The 21,724-nt window shown below is 62.8% G+C and carries 14 protein-coding genes and 4 tRNA genes; 7 read left to right on the top strand and 11 right to left on the bottom strand.

Annotation, left to right across the window (positions count from 1 at the left end; all coding sequences use genetic code 11):
• Window positions 1–57 precede the first annotated feature (57 nt).
• The 7 genes from clpX to IE125_RS02635 all read right to left on the bottom strand — a co-directional run bounded on the left by clpX (window position 58) and on the right by IE125_RS02635 (window position 4,284).
• Window positions 58–1,341 carry an ATP-dependent Clp protease ATP-binding subunit ClpX gene (clpX, locus tag IE125_RS02605; protein ID WP_189443013.1) on the bottom strand — a complete coding sequence of 428 codons (1,284 nt, stop codon included), beginning with the start codon at window positions 1,339–1,341 and terminating at the stop codon, window positions 58–60.
• Window positions 1,342–1,404: 63 nt separating this feature from the next.
• Window positions 1,405–2,025 (bottom strand): ATP-dependent Clp endopeptidase proteolytic subunit ClpP, encoded by a 621-nt coding sequence (gene clpP, locus IE125_RS02610; protein ID WP_189443014.1) that lies wholly within the window; start codon window positions 2,023–2,025, stop codon window positions 1,405–1,407.
• Between the two features lie 103 nt (window positions 2,026–2,128).
• Window positions 2,129–3,484 carry a trigger factor gene (tig, locus tag IE125_RS02615; RefSeq protein ID WP_189443015.1) on the bottom strand — a complete coding sequence of 452 codons (1,356 nt, stop codon included), beginning with the start codon at window positions 3,482–3,484 and terminating at the stop codon, window positions 2,129–2,131.
• A 349-nt stretch (window positions 3,485–3,833) separates the two neighbouring features.
• A tRNA-His gene (locus IE125_RS02620) sits at window positions 3,834–3,908 on the bottom strand.
• Window positions 3,909–3,961: 53 nt separating this feature from the next.
• A tRNA-His gene (locus IE125_RS02625) sits at window positions 3,962–4,036 on the bottom strand.
• Between the two features lie 50 nt (window positions 4,037–4,086).
• Window positions 4,087–4,163, bottom strand: a tRNA-Arg gene (locus IE125_RS02630).
• 44 nt (window positions 4,164–4,207) lie between these two features.
• A tRNA-Pro gene (locus tag IE125_RS02635) sits at window positions 4,208–4,284 on the bottom strand.
• A gap of 260 nt (window positions 4,285–4,544) precedes the next feature.
• On the opposite strand from IE125_RS02635, the gene folD reads away from it, so the two are divergent.
• Window positions 4,545–5,402, top strand: coding sequence for a bifunctional methylenetetrahydrofolate dehydrogenase/methenyltetrahydrofolate cyclohydrolase FolD (gene folD, locus IE125_RS02640; RefSeq protein WP_189443016.1), 858 nt, complete (start codon window positions 4,545–4,547; stop codon window positions 5,400–5,402).
• A 41-nt stretch (window positions 5,403–5,443) separates the two neighbouring features.
• Window positions 5,444–6,148, top strand: coding sequence for a 5'-methylthioadenosine/S-adenosylhomocysteine nucleosidase (gene mtnN, locus IE125_RS02645; RefSeq protein WP_189443017.1), 705 nt, complete (start codon window positions 5,444–5,446; stop codon window positions 6,146–6,148).
• 102 nt (window positions 6,149–6,250) lie between these two features.
• On the opposite strand, the gene cysS is transcribed toward mtnN, so the two are convergent.
• Together cysS and IE125_RS02655 are read right to left on the bottom strand one after the other, a co-directional pair.
• Window positions 6,251–7,663 (bottom strand): cysteine--tRNA ligase, encoded by a 1,413-nt coding sequence (gene cysS, locus IE125_RS02650; RefSeq protein ID WP_189443018.1) that lies wholly within the window; start codon window positions 7,661–7,663, stop codon window positions 6,251–6,253.
• Between the two features lie 15 nt (window positions 7,664–7,678).
• A complete protein-coding gene (locus tag IE125_RS02655; protein ID WP_189443019.1) occupies window positions 7,679–9,394 on the bottom strand; it encodes a glutamine--tRNA ligase/YqeY domain fusion protein in 1,716 nt (571 codons plus the stop codon).
• Between the two features lie 277 nt (window positions 9,395–9,671).
• Between IE125_RS02655 and IE125_RS02660 the strand changes: the two genes are divergently transcribed.
• Together IE125_RS02660 and IE125_RS02665 are read left to right on the top strand one after the other, a co-directional pair.
• Complete coding sequence (locus tag IE125_RS02660) at window positions 9,672–10,166, top strand: peptidylprolyl isomerase (protein WP_189443020.1); 495 nt, start codon at window positions 9,672–9,674, stop codon at window positions 10,164–10,166.
• A 94-nt stretch (window positions 10,167–10,260) separates the two neighbouring features.
• On the top strand, window positions 10,261–10,983 hold the full coding sequence (locus IE125_RS02665; RefSeq protein WP_189443021.1) for a UDP-2,3-diacylglucosamine diphosphatase: 723 nt from the start codon (window positions 10,261–10,263) through the stop codon (window positions 10,981–10,983).
• A gap of 83 nt (window positions 10,984–11,066) precedes the next feature.
• Here the strand turns inward: IE125_RS02665 and IE125_RS02670 are convergent, their stop codons facing one another.
• Both IE125_RS02670 and IE125_RS02675 read right to left on the bottom strand, forming a co-directional pair.
• Window positions 11,067–14,966, bottom strand: a complete 3,900-nt coding sequence (locus IE125_RS02670; RefSeq protein ID WP_189443022.1) for an ATP-binding protein — start codon at window positions 14,964–14,966, stop codon at window positions 11,067–11,069.
• 67 nt (window positions 14,967–15,033) lie between these two features.
• Window positions 15,034–15,681 (bottom strand): MiaE family protein, encoded by a 648-nt coding sequence (locus IE125_RS02675; protein WP_189443023.1) that lies wholly within the window; start codon window positions 15,679–15,681, stop codon window positions 15,034–15,036.
• Between the two features lie 497 nt (window positions 15,682–16,178).
• Here IE125_RS02675 and acnB point away from each other — a divergent pair, with 497 nt between their 5' ends.
• The 3 genes from acnB to IE125_RS02690 all read left to right on the top strand — a co-directional run bounded on the left by acnB (window position 16,179) and on the right by IE125_RS02690 (window position 21,683).
• Window positions 16,179–18,782: a bifunctional aconitate hydratase 2/2-methylisocitrate dehydratase gene (gene acnB / locus IE125_RS02680; protein ID WP_189443024.1), complete on the top strand. Its 2,604-nt coding sequence runs from the start codon at window positions 16,179–16,181 to the stop codon at window positions 18,780–18,782.
• Window positions 18,783–19,109: 327 nt separating this feature from the next.
• Entirely contained in the window at window positions 19,110–19,700 is a 591-nt protein-coding gene (locus IE125_RS02685) for an outer membrane beta-barrel protein (RefSeq protein ID WP_189443025.1), read from the top strand.
• Window positions 19,701–19,868: 168 nt separating this feature from the next.
• Window positions 19,869–21,683 (top strand): glycerophosphodiester phosphodiesterase, encoded by a 1,815-nt coding sequence (locus IE125_RS02690; protein WP_189443026.1) that lies wholly within the window; start codon window positions 19,869–19,871, stop codon window positions 21,681–21,683.
• Window positions 21,684–21,724 lie beyond the last annotated feature (41 nt).

Here is a 21,724-nt window from a genome sequence, read left to right on the forward strand (position 1 = left end):
ACAAACGACGAAGGGGCCCTAGGGCCCCTTCGTCAGGCAACAGCCGATACTGCCGCCTTATCCATCCTTGTTGGCGACCCGACTCTCTTCCTGCTTGGAGTAGATCAACAGCGGTTCACTGTCACCGGAGATCACCGAGCTGTCGATGACGACCTTGGTCACGCCATCCAGCGACGGCACGTCGTACATCGTTTCCAGCAGCACCGACTCGAGGATCGAGCGCAGCCCGCGGGCACCCGTCTTGCGCTCCATCGCCTTGTGGGCCACGGCACGCAGCGCATCCTCGCGGAAATCGAGCTCCACGCCTTCCATCTCGAAAAGGCGCGCGTACTGCTTGACCAGCGAGTTCTTCGGCTCGACCAGGATCTGGATCAGTGCCTCTTCGGTCAGCTCGGTGAGCGTCGCGATGACCGGTAAGCGGCCTACGAACTCGGGAATCAGACCGAACTTGACCAGATCCTCCGGCTCGACGCTTGCCAGCACATCGCCGACGCCCTTGTCGGTTTCCTTGCTCTTGACCGACGCGTTGAAGCCGATCCCGCCTTTCTCGGCGCGGTCGCGAATCACCTTGTCGAGACCCGCGAAGGCGCCACCGACGATGAACAGGATATTACCGGTATCGACCTGCAGGAACTCCTGCTGCGGATGCTTGCGGCCACCCTGCGGCGGTACCGATGCCGTGGTGCCCTCGATCAGCTTCAACAGCGCCTGCTGCACACCTTCGCCGGAGACATCGCGCGTAATCGACGGGTTGTCCGACTTGCGCGAAATCTTGTCGATCTCATCGATATAGACGATGCCGCGCTGCGCTTTCTCGACGTCATAGTCGCACTTCTGCAGCAGCTTCTGGATGATGTTCTCGACATCCTCACCCACGTAACCCGCTTCGGTGAGCGTGGTCGCGTCGGCAATGGTGAACGGCACGTTGAGCAGCCTGGCCAGCGTTTCCGCCAATAGCGTCTTGCCGCTACCGGTGGGCCCGATCAGCAGGATGTTCGACTTGCCGAGCTCGATTTCCTCGCCTTTGCCACTGCCGCCACGCAGGCGCTTGTAGTGGTTGTAGACGGCCACGGAGAGCACCATCTTGGCGCGGTCCTGACCGATGACGTAATCATCGAGCGTATTACGAATTTCACGCGGTACTGGAAGACGGTCTTCATCGCTCTCGGCGTCGGCTTCCAGAACCTCTTCGCGAATGATGTCGTTGCAGAGATCGACACACTCGTCACAGATATAGACGGACGGCCCTGCGATGAGCTTGCGTACCTCGTTCTGATTCTTGCCACAGAACGAGCAGTACAGCAGTTTGCCGTTGTCGTCTTTGCCTTTACCGTCGGCCATTCGTGTACCTCGTCAGGACGGCGACGCCAGGCGTCGCCGTGTGAAACCTTGACTCAAACGCTATCAGGATACCGGGCGCTTATCCAGCACGGCATCGATCAGGCCGTATTCCACCGCCTGACCGCCATCCATGAAGTTGTCGCGGTCGGTATCCTGCGCCACCTTCTCGATATCCTGACCGGTGTGATCCGCCAGGATGCGGTTCAGCTTCTGACGGATGGTCAGAATTTCGCGGGTATGGATCTCGATGTCCGAGGCCTGCCCCTGATATCCGCCCAGCGGCTGGTGGATCATCATCCGCGAATGCGGCAGACAGAACCGCTTCTCCTTCGCCCCGCCCGTCAACAGCAGAGCGCCCATACTGGCAGCCTGCCCGATGCAGACCGTCGAGACATCCGGCTTGATGAACTGCATGGTGTCATAGATCGACATGCCTGCCGTCACCGAGCCACCCGGCGAGTTGATATAGAGGTGGATATCCTTGTCGGGATTTTCCGACTCCAGGAAGAGCAGCTGCGCCACGACCAGGTTGGCCATGTAGTCCTCGACCGGGCCGACCAGAAAAATGACGCGTTCCTTGAGCAGTCGCGAATAGATATCGTATGACCGCTCGCCGCGAGAGCTCTGCTCCACCACCATCGGGACCAGGCCACCGGCGTTACTGATGTCGAACTCGTTACGCATCGTGTTTCCTTACATCGGGTGATTGTCAGGAGATCGGTAAAAAGTCAGGCCCATTGACTAGAGACCCGGCCGCAGCCGGGTCGCTTCGCTTGCCAGACGTCACTCACGCCTTGGCGTCGCTCTCCTCACTCTCTTCCTCATCGGCCGCTTCCTGCGATTGTTGAGCGGCCTGCAGCACCTGCTCGTAGCTCATGCTGACGTCTTTAACCTGAGCCTGGTCAAGCAGCTTGTCAACGGCCTTGTCTTCGAGCACCGCAGACTTAATCTGGTTCTTGAGTTCGTCGTTCTTCATGTACTGATCGACGACCTGCTCCGGCTGCTGGTATTGCGTGGCGAGCTCCTCGGCACGCGCGCGAACCTCGTCGTCGCTGGCGTCGAGCTCGTTCTGCTTGATCACTTCGGCGAGCAGCAAACCAACCTTGACTCGCGTGCGAGCCTGATCGGCAAAGAGCTCGTTGGGGAGCTGGCTGACGTCGAAATCATCACCGAGACCGAACTGCTGAGCGGCCTGGCGCTTGAGACCGTCGGTCTCCTGGTCGATCAACGCCTGCGGAACCGTCACTTCGTTCGCTTTCTGCAGCGCATCGAGCGCCTGCTGCTTGACGCGATTCTGGACGGCCTGCTTGACCTCGCGCTCCATGTTCGCCTTGACTTCGGCGCGGAATTTGTCGGCATCGCCGTCCTCGACGCCGAACTCCTTGATGAAGTCGGCATCGACTTCCGGCAGCGCCTTGGCGGAGACCTCATGCACCTTCACCTTGAAGGTCGCTTCCTGACCCGCCAGATGCTCGGCCTGGTAGTCTTCGGGGAAAGTGACGGTGATGGTCTTGTCATCACCGGCCTTCGCGCCTGCCAGCTGCTCTTCGAAACCCGGAATGAAACGGTTGGAGCCCAGCTCCAGCTCGTGACCTTCAGCCGAACCGCCTTCGAACGGCTCATCGCCCAGGAAGCCCTGGAAGTCGATCTTGACCTGATCACCCGTCTCGGCAGCGCGCTCGACCGGCTGGAATTCGGCGCGCTGGGTGCGCAACGTCTCGATCATCTGATCGATATCGGCATCGGTGATATCGGCCTGCGGACGCTCGATTTCGGTGCCGTCGATGCTCGCCAGCTCGATCTCGGGGTAGATCTCGAGCGTCGCGACGAACTCCAGATCCTTGCCGCTCTGATCGACCTTGGGTTCGATCGACGGATAGCCGGCTGGGTTGAGGCTCTGCTCGGTGATCGCGCGAACGTAGTGCTGACGCATCAGTTCACCCACGACCTCGTTGCGCACGTCCTTGCCATAGCGCTGGCGAACGACCGCCATCGGGATCTTCCCTTGACGAAAGCCATTCAGACGAACGCGTTTGGCGGTTTCTTGCAGGCGAGCTGCCACGGCCTCATCGACCTCGGCGGCCGGCACCTGAACAGTGATGCGACGTTCGATCTGGGATGTCGTCTCAACGGAAACTTGCATAGATGATCCTCTACCGACGGGGGCGTTCTACTGAACTGAATGTAATTGCGACGATCGACGGCTCGTGGCCATCGACACGAAAACCAGGGAGGCGATTTTAAGAATCCCCATCTCCACTGGCAAGCAGACTTGCGACGGATATGGAGCCAACAGGCGCGAACTACAAGAGGAATGGCGCAAAAAAGCGCAAAAAAACGAGTAGGACCGCCCACCGGTTGCCGAGCGGGCAGGAATAGCCACCTCGAGGCGGACCAGGCGCCAGTCTCAAAGGATCTGACAAAGGAAAGGATCTGCCCAGGGACCGACAAAAGAGAGAATGTAAGGGAAGAGAGTCTGACCAGACAGGAAATGGGGTGGATGATGGGGATCGAACCCACGACCACCGGAGCCACAATCCGGGGCTCTACCACTGAGCTACACCCACCATTTCCAGGCAACTCGAAGCGTCGGGAACGCCTGAGCCAATCCGCGTGCGAGTGGGGTGGATGATGGGGATCGAACCCACGACCACCGGAGCCACAATCCGGGGCTCTACCACTGAGCTACACCCACCATCGCAACACGTCATCGAGCGAGAGTGCCACACGAGATAGTTCTCGCGTTGGCGCGCCCAGCAGGACTCGAACCTGCAACCTACGGCTTAGAAGGCCGTTGCTCTATCCGGTTGAGCTATAGGCGCATTCCAATACCAGCTGCATCTTCATCGAATCGGTGGCCAGGTGGTGGTCGGGGTAGAGGGATTTGAACCCCCGACATCCTGCTCCCAAAGCAGGCGCGCTACCAGACTGCGCTATACCCCGGTTCCTGCTACCGATCGACGACGCTACGAGCCCCTCGATGCGCTGCGTATTGTACGGATCCTTTTAGGCGGGTCAAGCCCTTACGTGAACTTAGGCACGAAGGCGCACCTTGCGTTAGCGGCGCGCGAGCGTGACTTTTCGCGCAGCGACCTACATTGCGTTGACTGCGTCACTGGGCATGCGAAAATTGCCGCCTTTGTCGGATTGCTGCCGACACACTCTTACCTCGAGTCAAGTTCGTTACTTTGAAAGGAAAGTCGATGACCGCTCAGTTGATCGACGGCAAGCAGATTGCCGGCACCATTCGTGAACAGGTGAAAGGCGACGTGGAGCGACGGCTACAGAACGGGCTGCGCCGCCCCGGCCTTGCCGTCATTCTCATCGGTCACGATCCGGCGTCCGAGATCTACGTCAGTCACAAGCATCGCGCTTGCGAGAACGCCGGCATCCTCTCCTTCAGTCATCGGCTCGAGAGCGATACGACCCAGGCTGAGCTCGAAGCCGTCATCGACCGACTCAACGCCGACGACGCCGTCGATGGCATCCTTCTTCAGCTGCCGCTTCCGGCGCATCTGGATGCCAACCCGCTGCTCGAACGTATTCGTCCCGACAAGGACGTCGACGGCTTCCACCCCTACAACCTCGGGCGCCTGGCCCAGCGTCGCCCGCTGCTGCGCCCCTGCACCCCCAAAGGGATCATGACGCTGCTGGAACGCAGCGGCATCGAACTCAGAGGGTTGGAGGCCACCGTGGTCGGCGCATCCAACATCGTGGGCCGACCGATGTCGCTGGAGCTGCTGCTCGCCGGCTGCACGACCACGGTCTGCCACCGGTTCACACGAGATTTGCGCACTCAGGTTGCCCAGGCCGACCTGCTGGTCGTCGCTGCCGGCAAGCCGGGTCTGATCGATGGCGGCTGGATCAAGCCCGGCGCCATCGTCATCGACGTCGGCATGAATCGACGCGAGGACGGCAGCCTGGTCGGCGACGTCGATTTCGAACCCGCCGCCGAGCGCGCCAGCTGGATCACACCCGTCCCCGGCGGCGTCGGTCCGATGACCGTGGCCACGCTTTTGCAGAACACGCTGCAGGCCGCCGAGCTCCACGACGCCCAGTGACACCAGGGCTTTTCAAGCTTCAACACGATAACGGGATTTTCATGCAGACGATCGGCATCATCGGCGCCATGGAGCAGGAAGTCGCCCTGCTCGCCTCTCAGCTCGACAACGCGCGGGTCGAGCACCATCCTGGCGGTACTTTCCACTGCGGCGAGCGGCATGGCATCAATATCGTGCTGCTGCAATCCGGCATCGGCAAGGTCAACGCCGCGGTCGGCACGACCCAGCTGCTGACACACTATGCACCGGCCCTGATCATCAACACCGGGTCTGCCGGCGGGTTCGGCGCCGAACTCGACGTGGGTGACGTGGTGATCTCGAACGAAGTCCGCCACCACGATGTCGACGTAACCGCCTTTGGCTACGACATGGGGCAGGTGCCGGGCATGCCGGTCGCGTTCGCCGCCGCCCCGGATCTGATCGAGACCGCCCGCGACTGCATCGAAGCCCTGGGTGAGCTGCGGGTCCACGAGGGACTGATCTGTACTGGCGACAGCTTCATGGCAGACCCCGGCCGCGTCGACGCCACGCGAGCGCATTTCCCGCAGATGCTGGCCGTCGAAATGGAAGCCGCTGCCATCGCGCAGACCTGCCACCTGTTCGGATGCCCCTTCGTGGTGATCCGCGCGCTCTCGGACATTGCCGGCAAGGAATCCCATCTCTCGTTCGACGCCTTCCTCGAGCAGGCTGCCACGCATTCCGCCAAAATGGTCGACGCCATCGTCGCCAGACTGGCGGCCCGGTAGCGGACGCGGCACTTCCGGCTAGACCCATAAACGACAAGCCCCGCCATCTGGCGGGGCTTGTCGTTAACGGCATGGCCGACGCGACGTCGAAGCCAGCTCGACTCAGCCGGCGGGCGCCTCGAAGCTCCAGCGAGTGCCATCGCGAGAATCCTTCAGCACGATACCGAGCGCAGCCAGCTCGTCACGAATGCGGTCCGCCTCGCCGAAGTCGCGCTGACGCTTGGCCTCGGCCCGCGCCTCAATGCGCGCTTCGATCTCCGCCGCCGCCAGCGGCAGGCTGTCTGCCCCCGCCTTCAAGAAGGCCGCAGGCTCACGCTCGAGCAACCCGAGCACAGCCGCCAATCGCTTCAGCTCGACTGCCAAGGCGCTAGCCCTGACGCCGTCACTGTCACGCAGGCGATTGATCTCCCGCACCAGATCGTAAAGGACCGCCAGCGCCTCCGGCGTGTTGAAGTCGTCATTCATCGCTGCCGCGAATCGCTCGGCGTAAGTGCCGTCGACCTCGATGGCGTCATGCTCGCCGTTGGTAAACGTGACGCCATCGAGCGCGTGGTAGAACCGCTCGAGCGACCTGCGTGCATCCTCGAGCGAGTCCGCCGCGTAGTTGATCGGACTGCGATAGTGACTGGCCATCATCAGAAACCGGACGACTTCCGCATCGTGAGCCTCTAGCACCTCGCGAATGGTGAAGAAGTTGCCGACCGATTTGGACATCTGCTCCTGGTTGACCCGCACCGCGCCGGCGTGCATCCAGACATTGACGTATGGCTTGCCCGTCGCCGCCTCGCTCTGCGCGATCTCGTTCTCGTGATGGGGAAACGTGAGATCCGGCCCGCCACCGTGAATATCGAAGGTGTCACCCAGGCAGCAGGTCGACATCGCCGAGCACTCGATATGCCAGCCAGGTCGCCCCTCGCCCCAGGGCGACGACCAGCTCGCCTCGCCGGGCTTGGCGGCCTTCCACAGCACGAAGTCGAGCGGATCTTCCTTGTGAGCGTCCACGTCGACTCGCGCTCCGGCCCGCATGTCATCGAGATTACGGTTGTTGAGCTTGCCGTAGTCGGCGAAGCGACGAACGCGGTAGTAGACGTCACCGTTATCGGCCGCGTAGGCATAGCCGTTGTCGATCAGGCGCTCGATCATCGCGAGGATGTCGTCGACATGCGCCGTGGCCCTGGGCTCCGCATCCGGGGGCAGCACGCCGAGACGCGCCTCATCCTCGTGCATGGCGTCGATCATGCGCTCGGTCAGCGACGTGATCGACTCGCCGTTCTCATCGGCACGCTTCAGGATCTTGTCATCGATATCGGTGATATTGCGCACGTAGGTGACATCGAGACCGGTCTGCCGCAGCCAGCGGGTGATGACGTCGAACGCCACCATCACGCGGGCATGCCCGAGATGGCAGTAGTCGTAGACGGTCATCCCGCAGACGTACATGCGCACCTTGCCCGGTTCGATCGGCTGCAGCGGCTCCTTGCGTCGCGTCAGCGTGTTGTAGATGTCTAGCGCCATGCTCTGTGTTGCCCCTCAGCCCTGCTTCTGTTGGATCTTGGCCCAGCTATCCTTGAGCCCTACCGTGCGATTGAACACCAACTTGCCGTCACGACAGGCGTGGCGATCTGCGCAGAAGTAGCCAACGCGCTCGAACTGGAAACGCGACTCGGGTTCGACCGCGGCCAGCGCCGGCTCGCCGATGCCCTGCACCGTCACCAACGACGCCGGATTGAGGTGCTGGAGGAAGTCCGCATCCTTGTCGCGATCCGGGGCTTCCTCGAGAAACAGATTGTCGTAGAGCCGAACTTCCACCGGCACGCTATATTCGGCACTGACCCAGTGGATGACGCCCTTGACCTTGCGGCCTTCGGGATTCTTGCCCAGCGTATCGAAGTCGACGCTGCAGTGAAGCGAATCGACTTCACCGTCATCGCCCTTGACCACCTCGTCGCAGCGAATCACGTAGCCGTTGCGCAGACGAACTTCCTTGCCCGGCGCCAGGCGGAAGAACTTCTTCGGCGGCTCTTCCATGAAGTCGTCGCGGTCGATCCAGATCTCACGGGTGAGCGGCAAGCGCCGTGTGCCCATGTCATCGCGCGCCGGATGACCAGGCACCTCGAAGACCTCGTCGTGGTCGGCCTTGACGTTGGTCAGAATCACCTTGAGCGGATTGAGCACACACATCGCACGCGGCGCATTGTCCTCGAGATCCGAGCGAATCGCGAAGTGCAGCATGGCAATATCGACCACGTTCGCCGCGCGGCTGACCCCGGTCATGTCACAGAACTTGCGCAGCGACGCCGGCGTATAACCCCGACGCCGCAGACCGGAGATGGTCGGCATGCGCGGGTCGTCCCAGCCGTCTACGACCTGCTCGTCGACCAGCAGCTTGAGCTTGCGCTTCGACGTCACCGTGTAGTTCACGTTCATGCGCGCGAATTCGGTCTGCTTCGGCTTCGCCGGCACCGGCAGATTGGCCAGGAACCACTCATAGAGCGGGCGATGATCCTCGAACTCCAGCGTGCACAGCGAGTGGGTGATGCCCTCGATCGCATCCGACTGCCCGTGAGTGAAGTCGTAGGAGGGGTAGATCTTCCACTTGTCACCGGTCTGGTGGTGATGCGCGTGGCGAATGCGGTAAAGGATCGGATCACGCAGGTTGATGTTCGGCGCCGTCATGTCGATCTTCGCCCGCAGCACCTTGGTACCCTCATCGAACTCGCCTTCACGCATGCCTTCCAGCAGCGCCAGATTCTCCTCGACGCCGCGCTCGCGGTAAGGGCTCGGCCGGCCGGGTTCGGTCAGCGTGCCGCGGTATTCGCGGATCTCTTCGGGCGAGAGATCGTCGACGTAGGCCTTGCCGTCACGCACCAGCTGCTGTGCCCAGGCATAGAGTTGATCGAAATAGTCGGAGGCGAAACGAACATTGCCGCTCCACTCGTAACCGAGCCAGTGGATATCTTCCTGGATGGCGTCGATATAAGCCTGCTCTTCCTTCGCCGGGTTGGTGTCGTCGAAGCGCAGATGACAACGACCGCCGAACTGTTCGGCAAGGCCGAAATTGACCCAGATCGACTTGGCGTGGCCGATATGCAGAAAGCCGTTCGGCTCCGGCGGAAAGCGAGTCACGATCGACTCGACCTGGCCTGCCTGGATCTCGTCGCGGATCTGATTACGCAAGAAGTTCGTCGCACCGGTCTCGGTTTTCTCGGTGTGGTTTTCGGCGCTCGCGCTGCGTTCGACGCTCATGGAATGCAGACAACCTCTGTAAGACGGATGATGGACAGTGAACGGATGCCGACCGCCGGGAGCCGGCCCCACGGGAAGCGGCAAGGTCGTCTGGCGACGCCCGTTTCGGTCGGGATGTGGGCAGGTTAACACGGGCACGAGGCGGTTTCCCGCGCCGGTTTTGCCACCCGATCAAAGCGGCTATTATAGCGCGACGCTCCGCGACGGCGCCAAGCCGCGTTGCGCCGCTGCATCCAGTCGCCCCATCTTTCTGCCAACGCTTCGCCCAGGAATTGCCATGATTGTTCTGCACACCAACTTCGGCCCCATTACCCTCGAGCTCGACACCGACAAGGCGCCCAAAACGGCGGCCAATTTCGAGCAATACGTTCGCGACGGCCACTACGACAACACCCTGTTCCATCGCGTGATCGACGGCTTCATGGTTCAGGGCGGCGGCTTCGACACCGATTTCGAGCAGAAGTCCACCCGCGCCCCGATCGAGAATGAAGCCGACAACGGCCTCACCAATCAGAAGGGCGCGGTGGCGATGGCTCGCACTCAGGATCCGCATTCCGCCAGCGCCCAGTTCTTCATCAACGTCTCCGACAACGACTTCCTCAACCATCGTGACAAGAGCGTGCCGGGCTGGGGTTACTGCGTTTTCGGTCGCGTCGTGGACGGCATGGAGGTCGTGGACAAGATTCGCCAGGTCGCTACCGGCCGACGTGGCATGCACAGCGATGTACCGGTCGAGGACGTCGTTCTCGAGCGCGCCGAAATCACCGAGTGACGCGACCCACCGAGTGACGCGATCCACCGAGTGACGCCACTGTCCGGGCGTCGCCCGCTTTCCCTTTCAGCCACTGTCCGACAAGAGCCCGCCCATGCAACTGCTGATTGCCGATCTCCACCTCCACCCCGCCCAGCCCGACATTGCGCGAGCCTTCGTCGACTACCTCCGAGGCCCTGCCCGGGACGCCTCGAGCCTGACGATTCTGGGCGATCTGTTCGAGGCCTGGATCGGCGACGACTATCAGGGCGAGTTCGAGCGGACGATCATCGCCGAGCTGCGCGCGTGTCATGAGGCAGGCACCCGCCTGGCCTTCATGCACGGTAATCGCGACTTTCTGATTGGCGAGGGGTTTGCAGCCGATAGCGGCTGCGCCCTGCTCGAGGACCCGACCGTTGTAGAGCTGGGCGGCGAACGCGTGCTGTTGATGCACGGGGACAGCCTGTGTACCCGTGACGAGGCATACATGGCTTTCCGGCAGCAGGCGCGAAATCCGGCATGGCAGGCGCAGATACTGGCGATGCCGGTGGAGGAGCGCCTGGCGCTGGCGAAAAAGCTGCGCCAGCAATCCGGCGAGGCGAACTCCAACAAGGCGGAGGACATCATGGATGTCACGCCGAGCGAAGTCGTGAAAACGATGGAGGCAGCGGGCGTTCAGACACTGATTCACGGCCACACCCATCGCCCCGCCGTGCATGACCTGGAGGTGGCGGGCGCGCCGGCAAAGCGCTATGTCCTCGGCGACTGGCGCCCGGATCAGGGGTGGCAGCTGCGCGTCGAAGGCGACACCTTCGCCCTGGAATCGTTCTCGCTGTAGTTTTCGGCATTAGTCTTCGCTGGAACGTCCCGCGTCCGCGAGAGGTCGGCGCCTACCGCACCGGGCGCCGAGATCGCCCGCCATCAGGCCAGTGAATCGACATCGGCAGCGATCGGCCCGCTGTCGAGCAGCGTCCGCCAGCGCGTGAGCACCGGGGCGTCGGAGAGTGCGACTTCCCCTAGCCGATAGCGTAGCGCTCGCCGGTACTCGACAGCGCTGCCATCGAGGAGCGTCAGCGCCATTTCCAGGCTCTTCAATTCCATGTGCGGGCAGCCGACAGCCTCTGCCCAGCCTCTCGCCTCTTCGATCAACGACTCCACCTCGTGGATCGGATCTCCGGCGCGATGACGCGCACGCGCCATTTGCAGACAGAGCTGCGGCATCATCAGCGAGCGCCGGGCTCGGGCCTGGTGCAGACAAGGCTCCAGATAATCGATCGCCCGCTTGATCTCGTTCAACGCAAGACAGGCGTCGGCGACCCACAGAAACGGTCGCTGACGGGACTCGCGGCCCGTCAGTGAACTCAGCCGTTCGACACTCTTCTCGATTCGAGCCAGCCCCGCTGACTCACCCGCCAGCGCCTGTCCCCAGCCCAGCACACAGTTCGCCTCCCAGTGCCAACGCGCCAGATCCGCCGTCCGGGTCATTTCATGCGCTCGCCGCCCGCGTTCGATGGCAAGGTGGACATGACCCAACTGTCGGTAAAGCGAGGCCGCAAAGATCAACGCCATCGCCAGCGACCCGGGGTGGCGCACGGATTCCGCCAACCGGATCGCGGCTTCCATCTGCTGCTCCGCGCGGCGGTAATCGCCGCGAAGGCATAGCGCCCAGCCGTGGTAACAGGACGCTGCGACCTGGGGATGATCGGAGTACGGCAACCACTCCAGCGCCATCGGTTGATTGAGCGGATCGATGCGCTCCAGGTGTTCGTAGGCCAGCGCGACGTCACCGCTCCAGTACTCGCCATGGGCTCGCGCGTAGAGCGCCAGACGCTGGTAGCGTGGGTCCTCGAGCCGCTGCGCAAGCTCGCGCAGCTGGGCGGCAAAGGTTTCCGCTTCGCGGTTGGCATGGCGTTGACTGCTGCCCACCCAGAGCCCCCAGGTGACCAGGAACGCCTGATCATCCGCGGCTTCCTCGTCCGTCGCGGCGGCTTGCCACAGGCGTTGCGCCTCGAGAAAACTGCCATGCGCGACGGCCGAGCCGTGCCCCTCGAGCGCGTAGCTCGCCTGCCCCTTGACCGTCAGCAGGCTGATCTTGCGCTCGGCACTGGCAAGCTCGTCGTCAAGGCAGGCAAGTCCGGCCTCCGCCATCTTCAGTGCCGTGCGGTTGGCGCTGACCTTGAGCGTCGTGCGTGCCGCCATCTCGAAATAGCGTGCCGCCCGGGAGGGATCACCACTGCGCCGAAGATGCTCGGCAAAGTCTCCGGGGTGGCGGCTGATCCAGGCGGGGTGGCGTGACTCGATCAGCGCGACGACGCGCTGATGCATGACCGCGCGCACATCCTGCGGACACGACAGATACGCCGCCTCCTGCAGCAGCGGATGGGTAAACTGATAGTCGTAGGGGAAAGTCTCGCACGGCTCGATGATCTCGAGTCGTCGCATCTGCTCCAGAGCCACGCGCAGCGTCGAATCCTCGATCTCCAGCCCCTCCCGCAGCATGACGATCTCGAACTGACGGCCGAGCACCGCGGCAAAGTGGGCAATTCGCCGATCGGTCTGGAGCTGGTCGATACGGCTTGCCAGCAGTCCCAGCAGACCGCTCGGCAGGCTGTCGACGTCCAGCCGCCGGCCTTCCCGCCGATCGATCTCCAGGCGGCGACAGATCTCCTGCAGATAGAGCGGCACGCCTTCACAGCGCTCGATCAACTGATCGCGCAGCCTGGCGCCAAGATTGAGCCGATGGCGGCGCGCCAGATAGTCGAGCATGTCCAAGGCCTGGGCGTCGTCGAGGCGGCCCAGCGACACTTGCTGATCCCAGGTCAGGCGTACCGGCGGCACTTCCCGATTCTGGTGCGAGGCGATCAGCAAAAACGCCGTGTGAATCGGTAGACGCGCCTGCAGATTCTGCAGAACTTTCAGCGATGGCTCGTCGAGCCACTGCAAGTCGTCGACGATCATGACCAGCGGCCGAGGCGTGGCCGTCCGCTCGAGAATCAACGCCTGTACCAGTCGCGTCACCAGTTCCACCGCTTCGTCGGCATCCTCGCGAGCGAGGGGGTCGGCGCCGAACACCGCGAACAGCAGGCGACGGCCCGCCTCGCCGATCCGCGCCAGCGCCGGCGTGCGGTCGATCAAGGCGCCAAGTGATGCAGGGTCCGGCTCCGCGTCCAGGTGCCACTGCAACAGCGCCTGAATCAACGCATATGAGGTCTGGCTGGATAGCCGCGTGGTTGGCCGCCAGAACAGCGAGACGTCCTCGTGCTGCAGGCGTTCGCGAAAGTTGATCATCAGGGCCGATTTGCCGATGCCGGTATCGCCCAGCACCAGCAGGCTCTGACGCAGACCGAGAGAGACACGCGCCAGCGCATCTCGCAGCCTTCGCAACTCGGCTTCGCGCCCCATGAGGCTCGGGGGCAGCGCTTCACGTCCCTGCGAGCCGACGCCAAGTACCAGCGCCCGGCGCTGCACACGGCCGTCGCTGCTGATCAAGCGGGTCGTCAGCCTCGACTGCAGATCGAACGCCGGCGGTAGATGTTGGCTGGCGTTGAGCGAGACGACCAGCTCGCTCGTCTGCGCGGCCGCCAGCATTGCCAGGGCTACCTGGGTGACGTCACCGAAAGGATCGATCGACTGCCGCTCGGGCAGACAGATCACGCGACCGCTGTCGAGGCCAGCGGTCAGCATGAAGCGGGGCGGGTCGCCCTCACCCTCCCACACACTCTCCAGCTCGGGCCGCATGCCCTGACGGCAGTGTTCGAACAGCGCCACCAGCTCAGCAAGCTGGTGCGTCGGGCCATGCGTGCCGAAACAGGCCAACCCGATACCGCTGCCCACCGCCGTCTGCCAGAAGCCGCCGAGATGTCGACACTGCGTCTCCAGCCATTGGAACAGACGCTCCTGCGCTTTCAGACAGGCCAGCGCCTGACCAAGGTCGTTGCCGCTCTCCGCAGGCCTAAGCGCGATGGCCATCACCGTGACCTGGCGATAGTCGATCTCGGTCGCGCAGTAGCCTTCCCGCGCGCCGGTCTCCGATAGATGCCCCTGCGAGACCGCCATCTCGCGCCATTGTGCCCGCGGTTCGAGCCCGCTGCTGTCCGACCAGGCCTTGGCCAGCTGGAGAAAACCGGACTCCGGCTGCTGACCGGAGAGCGCCAGATGCTGCAGAAAGGCGTTGAACTGCTCACGCGCCGCCGCGAGCTGGCCGTGTTCGGTCAGCTGTCGCACCAGCCGTTCGTGAAACGGTCCGTAGCCGGTGAAGCGATGGATCAGCTGACGCAGCAGCGCTTCCGGCAGGGCGTCGACCTGCTGCAGTGCGCGTTCGGCGAAGTCGATGACGCGTTGGCGCCACTCGCCCCGGGTACGCACTAGCCACTGCTGGAAACCCACGCACTGCCCCAGATAGAGCTCGTCGACGAGATCACCACGGTAGATGTCCAGCAAACGTGCGAGCGAGTCGGTATCGGGTCGGGACCGCAGCAGCTCGTCGACCTGACGGAGATCCCATCCGATCGACGCCGGTAGTTCCAACGCGATGGTCTGGCGAGTCACGACCAGCGCCTGCGCGCCCGTCTCGCCCAGGCCGTGGCGCAGGCTATGCAGCGCGTGACGAAGGTTGGTCCGCCCGGACTTGACGCCCTGATCCGGCCACAGCATCTCCGCCAGCGCCGCCCGGCTGGTCGGCGCCGGCTGCATCAAGAGATAGACGAGCAGCGCCTTGACCTTGTCGTAGCTGAACTGGGTCAACCGCGTCTGGCCATGCTGATAGTCGAAATGCCCGAAGAGCGAGATTGTTGTTGTGGCTCGATCCTGGTGATTCGTCATGCGTCATCCGATCGCTGAATCGGCTTCCCGATGCCGCGCGCCGGTGGGCCCCCTGCCCACCTGGTGCCTACACGTCGGCAACCTCGGGTACACCGCTATGGAAACGAAACATGACGTCCTCGCTCTCGATCAGCTCGCGCTCGACCTCGGCGAATACCGCGAGACGCGCAGCCACCGCGGCCTTTCCCCCGTAGCGCTCGGCAAGACCGATATAGTCCTCGAAATGGCGCCCTTCCGAGCGCACCAGCGAGCGGTAGAATCTGGCCAGGCCCTCGTCGAGTCGGGGAATAAGACGCGCGAAGCGCTCGCACGAGCGCGCCTCGATGAAGGCACCGACGATGAGCGTGTCGATCAGCCGCTGCGGTTCATCACGGGAGACGTGGCGCCGCAGCCCCTCGGCATAGCGCGATGCCTGAAGATGCGAGTAATCGATACCGCGCTCCTCCATGAGCCCGACGACCTGCTCGAAGTGCAGCAGTTCCTCGCGCGCCAGCTGCGACATCTTTGTCAACAGTTCGGGGCGATCGACATATCGAAACATCAGACTCATTGCCGTCGAAGCTGCCTTCTTCTCGCACTGGGCGTGGTCGATCAGCAGCAGCGCCGGATTGTCGAGCGCCGCCTCCACCCAACGATCGGGAGTGGCACAGGGCAAAAAATCCAGTAGTGCTTCAGGGAGTAGATCGTCGGTGGTCGCGTCGGTATGGGCAGTCATGATGTCGAGATCTTCGGGGGATTCATCCGGATGGCGGCAGCCGGCAAGGCGCCACCGTCGAGGCTTGCTCTCGGCCCGCTCATCATCGGTGACTTCAATTCGCGTATTTCAAGTCGACTACCTCTGCTGCTGCCGGCATCGCCAGAAAGCGCAGCGGAAGGCGAAGTCGCGTTGAAATGAAGCCGCGTTGAAATAGAGTGGACGTCATTGAACGAGCATTCATGTTAGCGCTTGCGCTCCCGGACTTCGACTCTCTTTTTGATCGACCTTCATCGCGAGGACTCTCGCTGCGCTCAATGGCAAAGCCTCGTTAGCGAACCTCTGGCTTCTCTACGCGAGCGCATCGGTGCGCTCGCCCAACTTAACATTGTCGACAGTTTGCCGTAGACTCCGCTGCGCCCACCGCAGCCGATCCCCGTGCTTCCGAGCTCTCTTGCCGGTCTTCGTGAAGCGCGCGACGCTCATGCGGGCGCCAACACTAGATGAGGGTTTCCACCGTGCTTGAAGCTTACCGCCAACATGTCGAGGAACGCGCCGCCGAGGGCGTGCCGCCGAAGCCGCTGACTGCCGAGATGACCGCCCAGCTGGTCGAGCTGCTCAAGCAGCCGCCGGCCGGTGAAGAAGCATTTCTACTCGAGCTGATCACCGACCGCGTTCCCCCGGGCGTCGACGAAGCGGCCTACGTGAAGGCGGGCTTTCTCACCGCGATCGCCAAAGGTGAAGCGACCTCTCCGCTGATCGACAAGACACACGCGGTCAAGCTGCTCGGCACCATGCAAGGTGGCTACAACATCGCCACGCTGGTGGAACTGCTCGACGACGCTGAATTGGCCGGCGAGGTCGGTGAACAGCTCAAGCACACCCTGCTCATGTTCGACGCCTTCCACGATGTGGCCGAACGCGCCAAGCGCGGCAACACCGTCGCCCAGTCGGTACTCGAGTCGTGGGCCGAAGGCGAGTGGTTCCTGGCCAAACCGGCGCTGCCCGAAAAGATCAGCATCGCGGTCTTCAAGGTCCCTGGTGAGACAAATACCGACGACCTGTCCCCGGCCCCGGATGCCTGGTCGCGTCCGGACATTCCGCTGCATGCCAACGCCATGCTGAAGAATCCGCGTGAGGGCATCGAACCCGAGGCACCCGGCAGCAAGGGCCCGCTGGCGCAGATCGATGCGGTCAAGGCCAAGGGTTTTCCGGTCGCCTACGTCGGCGACGTCGTCGGCACCGGCTCCTCGCGCAAGTCGGCGACGAACTCCGTGCTCTGGTTCTTCGGTGACGACATTCCGCACGTTCCCAACAAGCGCGCGGGCGGCTTCTGCTTCGGCGGCAAGATCGCACCGATCTTCTTCAATACCATGGAAGATGCCGGCGCCCTGCCGATCGAGATGGACGTTGAAAAGCTCGCGATGGGCGATGTCATCGACGTCTACCCCTACGAAGGCAAGGTGACGCGTCACGATAGCGATGAGGTCGTGTCTACCTTCGAGCTCAAGACCCAGGTCATTCTCGACGAGGTGCGCGCCGGGGGCCGCATTCCGCTGATCATCGGTCGCGGTCTGACGGAAAAGGCGCGCAACGAGCTGGGTTTGCCCGGGTCGGAGCTGTTTCGCAAGCCGGAACAGCCGGTCGACACCGGCAAGGGTTTCACCCTGGCACAGAAGATGGTCGGCAAGGCCTGCGGCATGGACGGCGTGCGTCCCGGCATGTACTGCGAGCCGAAGATGACCACCGTCGGCTCCCAGGACACCACGGGCCCGATGACCCGCGACGAGCTGAAGGATCTGGCCTGTCTGGGCTTCCAGGCCGATCTGGTCATGCAGTCGTTCTGTCACACTGCCGCCTACCCCAAGCCGGTCGACGTCGAGACACATCACACCCTGCCGGACTTCATCATGAATCGCGGCGGCGTCTCGCTGCGTCCCGGTGACGGCATCATCCACTCGTGGCTCAATCGCATGCTGCTGCCGGACACCGTCGGCACCGGCGGTGATTCGCATACCCGTTTTCCGATGGGCATCTCCTTCCCGGCAGGCTCCGGCCTGGTCGCCTTCGCCGCCGCTACCGGCGTCATGCCGCTGGATATGCCGGAATCGGTACTGGTGCGCTTCAAGGGTGAACGCCAGCCGGGCATTACGCTGCGCGACCTGGTTCACGCGATCCCCTACTATGCAATTCAGCAGGGCCACCTGACCGTCGCCAAATCCGGCAAGAAGAACATCTTCTCCGGCCGGATTCTGGAGATCGAAGGCCTCGAGGACCTGACCGCCGAGCAGGCGTTCGAGCTCTCCGATGCCTCGGCCGAGCGCAGCGCCGCTGGCTGCACGATCACGCTGGGTGACGAGAGCGTGACCGAGTATCTCAAGTCCAACGTCACCCTGCTCAAGTGGATGATCAGCGCGGGCTACGGCGATCGCCGCACGCTCGAGCGTCGCATCGAAGCGATGGAAGCGTGGCTGGCCGACCCGAGCCTGATGCGCGCCGACGCCGACGCCGAATACGCCGCGGTGATCGAGATCGACCTGGCCGAAATCGATCAGCCAGTGCTCTGCGCGCCCAACGATCCCGATGACGCGCGCCTGCTGTCCGAAGTCGCGGGCGAGAAGATCGATGAAGTCTTCATCGGTTCGTGCATGACCAATATCGGGCACTTCCGCGCGGCCGGAAAATTGCTCGAAAAACAGCCCGCCGGCAGCCTGAAAACCCGTCTTTGGCTTGCACCGCCGACGAAGATGGATCAACATCAGCTGACCGAAGAAGGTTATTACGGGATTTACGGTAAAGCGGGAGCCCGCATGGAGATGCCGGGCTGTTCACTCTGCATGGGCAACCAGGCTCGCGTCGCGCCAAAATCCACCGTGGTATCCACTTCCACACGTAACTTCCCCAACCGTCTCGGCGACGGCGCCGATGTCTATCTGGCATCGGCAGAGCTCGCGGCGATTGCCGCCGTAGAAGGCCGCCTGCCGACGGTCGAGGAGTACAAAGCGACCATGGGCGAGTTCAATGCCATGGCGGGTGAGATCTACCGCTATTTGAACTTCCATGAGATCGAGGACTTCCAGAAAGCGGCCTCTACCGTCATCCCGGTCGCACAGGAAGCCTGATTCAACTCTTCCGATGCTCGCAGCTTCATGAAGAGGCTACCGAAACGCCCCGCTCAACGCGGGGCGTTTTTTTGGTAAAGCCACCTTGATCAGGACGTCTTCCGGCTATCTTCGCTTTGCTCATCAAGGCCCAGTCCCTCGGGAACTCGGCACCCGAGCTTGCGTCCGCACGGAGCGCTGATTAGAGTTTCAGCAGGCGTCGAACGCTGTTCGATATGTAACCGTAGTGTAGCCGCCGCCGATAGCCGGCGAAAGCCGAGCGAACGACAAGCCCCGCATGGAAAAACGCGTCGGGTTCCGACCCGCGATTCATTCAAGGAGATCGTCATGAGATCGACCCCCTGGCTGGCGCTGCCCGCCTTACTCTCGCCGCTACTGCTGGCTGCGCCGGCGGCTCAGGCGGCCAACGCGGACGGACTCTACCTCGGCATCGGCGGCGGCTATGGCGACGTCCAGAGCAGTGACGGAGAGATGGGGAATTTCGCAGGCGCCACCGGCAACTATCATGCCGATCACGATGACAGTGTGGTCAAGGCGTTCGTCGGCTACGAGTACAACCCCTACTTCGCCACCGAGGCCTATTACGCTGACCTGGGGAAACCGAATCTGATTCGCGGCGGGAATGTCGTCGACCTCAAGACGCGGGCTTACGGCCTGAACCTGATGGGCAAGCTGCCGGTGGGCGCCGGTTTCGAACTCTTCGCCAAGGCCGGCCTGGCGAAATGGAATGTCGATGCCGACGGCAACCTGGGCAATGGCAGCAACCTCGAGGATAACGATGGTATCGATCCGGTCTACGGCGCCGGGGTCCAGTTCCACTATCAGCATCTGCTGCTGCGTACCGAATACGAGCGCTACGACTTCGACAGCGACTTCAAGCTGGACGCCTACACCGCGTCCGTTGGCTGGCAGTTCTGAGCCATTTCCTCGGCCGACCTCACCAACGAACAGCCGCTCTTTCCGAGCGGCTTTTTGTTGACGACTGCCGCGGACTTGCATCCATGACAATTTGACGACAACACTGAGGCACGACAACGCCCGACGTGGCTGCCACTCTCGATCCAGGACGGAGATCGATATCCTCTCATGCTAGCGCCTCGATCGCTCATTCAAGAGATTTCCAGACAGATACGCGCCCATTTTCGCTCGCTGGTCGCTTTCCATCTTTTCTTCACGCTGCTCGCCACGGCGATCTGGGTACCGCTGTCGGCGGGCACGCTCGCCGGGCTGATTCGGCGCATCGGCCGCCCGGTCCTCAGTAACGGCCAGATACTCGATGTCGCCTTCTCGGCCTGGGGCCTGCTGTGGCTACTGGTCGCGATCGGCTTGAGTTTTCTGGTCATCTTCCTGCAGCAGGCTGGCATGATGCTGGTGGTCTCGAGTCCCGCGGGCAACCGTTATCGGATCGCGATCAATGCGCTGTGGCACTTGGCCCGGCGATTCGTCTCGCTGGCCACGCTGACGTTTCTTCAGGTCGGCGCTCACCTGCTGCTGATCGCCCCGTTCGCCGTCGGCCTGGCCCATCTCTATGACGCGATGCTCGGCGATACCGAGCCCTATATTCTGCTGCGGCTGATGCCTCCGGAACTCTGGGAGTATCTCGCCATCGCGGTTCCGGTGTTGGCCGTGCTGGTTGCGCTCAGCGCCGCACTCTATTTTCGCTGGTTCCTCGCCCTGCCCGGCGTCGTGCTCGATGGCCTCTCTCCTCTCGCCGCGCTCCGGCAGAGCCGACGGCTGACCCACGGACAGCGCCTGCGCATGGCTGCCCTGGTGCTGGGAACTGCCCTGCTCGTCACGGCGATTCCTGTCGGCTTCACCCTCGCTTTCAACACGCTGGGTGGACCGCTGCTGGGTCATCTACCCGAACGTAACAGCGTGCTGATCCCCGCCATGCTCGCTTATCTGGCGATCTACATCGTGGCAACCATCGCGCTTACGTTCCTCGGCATTTCCGCCAACAGCCTGATGGTGACGAGCCTCTATCATCGCGCCACCGGCCGTGCGCCTTCGTTTCAGCCACCTGCGGCACCGCATCGCTCCGGCGTCATCGCCTGGGGCGCGGAGATCGTCGTGCTCGTTTTCGCGCTGGGTCAGGCGGGCTGGATTCTGCATGGGTTCGAGATCAACGATCAGGTCAGCATCACCGCTCATCGAGGCAGTTCGCACAAGGCGCCGGAGAACACCCTGGCCTCGATGAATCAGGCCATCGCGGACGGCGCCGATTATCTGGAGCTGGACGTGCGCTTGACCGGAGACGGTCAGGTCGTGGTCTCTCACGACAACAATCTGCGTCGTCTGACCGGCGTGGACAGCCGTATCGACCGGATGACCCTCGCGGAGGTCGAACAGGTAGACGTGGGCTCCTACTTCGGCGATGCGTTCGTCGGCGAGCGCATTCCCACCTTGCGCCAGGTGCTCGACAACGCCAGAGGCAAGATCGATCTCTACGTGGAGTTGAAACCGGAGCCTGGCGATGCCCAGACGCTGGCACGCAAGGTGATCGCACTCATCAAGGCGCGCCAGATGGACGATCACGCCGTGATAGCCTCGCTCTCGCCGCCGGTCATCGACGACGTCAAGGCGATCGACGAGGTGATCCCGGCGACGCTTTTCGTACAGTTCGTGCTGCCCGGCGCACTGAGGACGACCCCTGCGGATATCATCGGCCTGCGCCATACTCAGGCGACACCGGGTCTATTGAGGGCGATCCATCGCTCCGGTCGGCGGGTCGCGGTCTGGACCGTCAATAACACCGGCGACATGTCGCGCTACATCGACATGGGGGTCGACAACATCATCACCGACCGCCCCGACGCCCTGGCCGAAATCATCGCCGAGCGGCGGGAGATGTCGGATGGCGAGCTGCTGCTGGTCAAGCTGCGCAACTGGCTGCGCTCATGAAGCCGCCGCACCGAGATGCGGATCCATCTCGGTGCGGCAGT

Origin of the sequence: Salinicola rhizosphaerae (assembly GCF_014652715.1) — a bacterium.
GTDB lineage: Bacteria > Pseudomonadota > Gammaproteobacteria > Pseudomonadales > Halomonadaceae > Salinicola > Salinicola rhizosphaerae.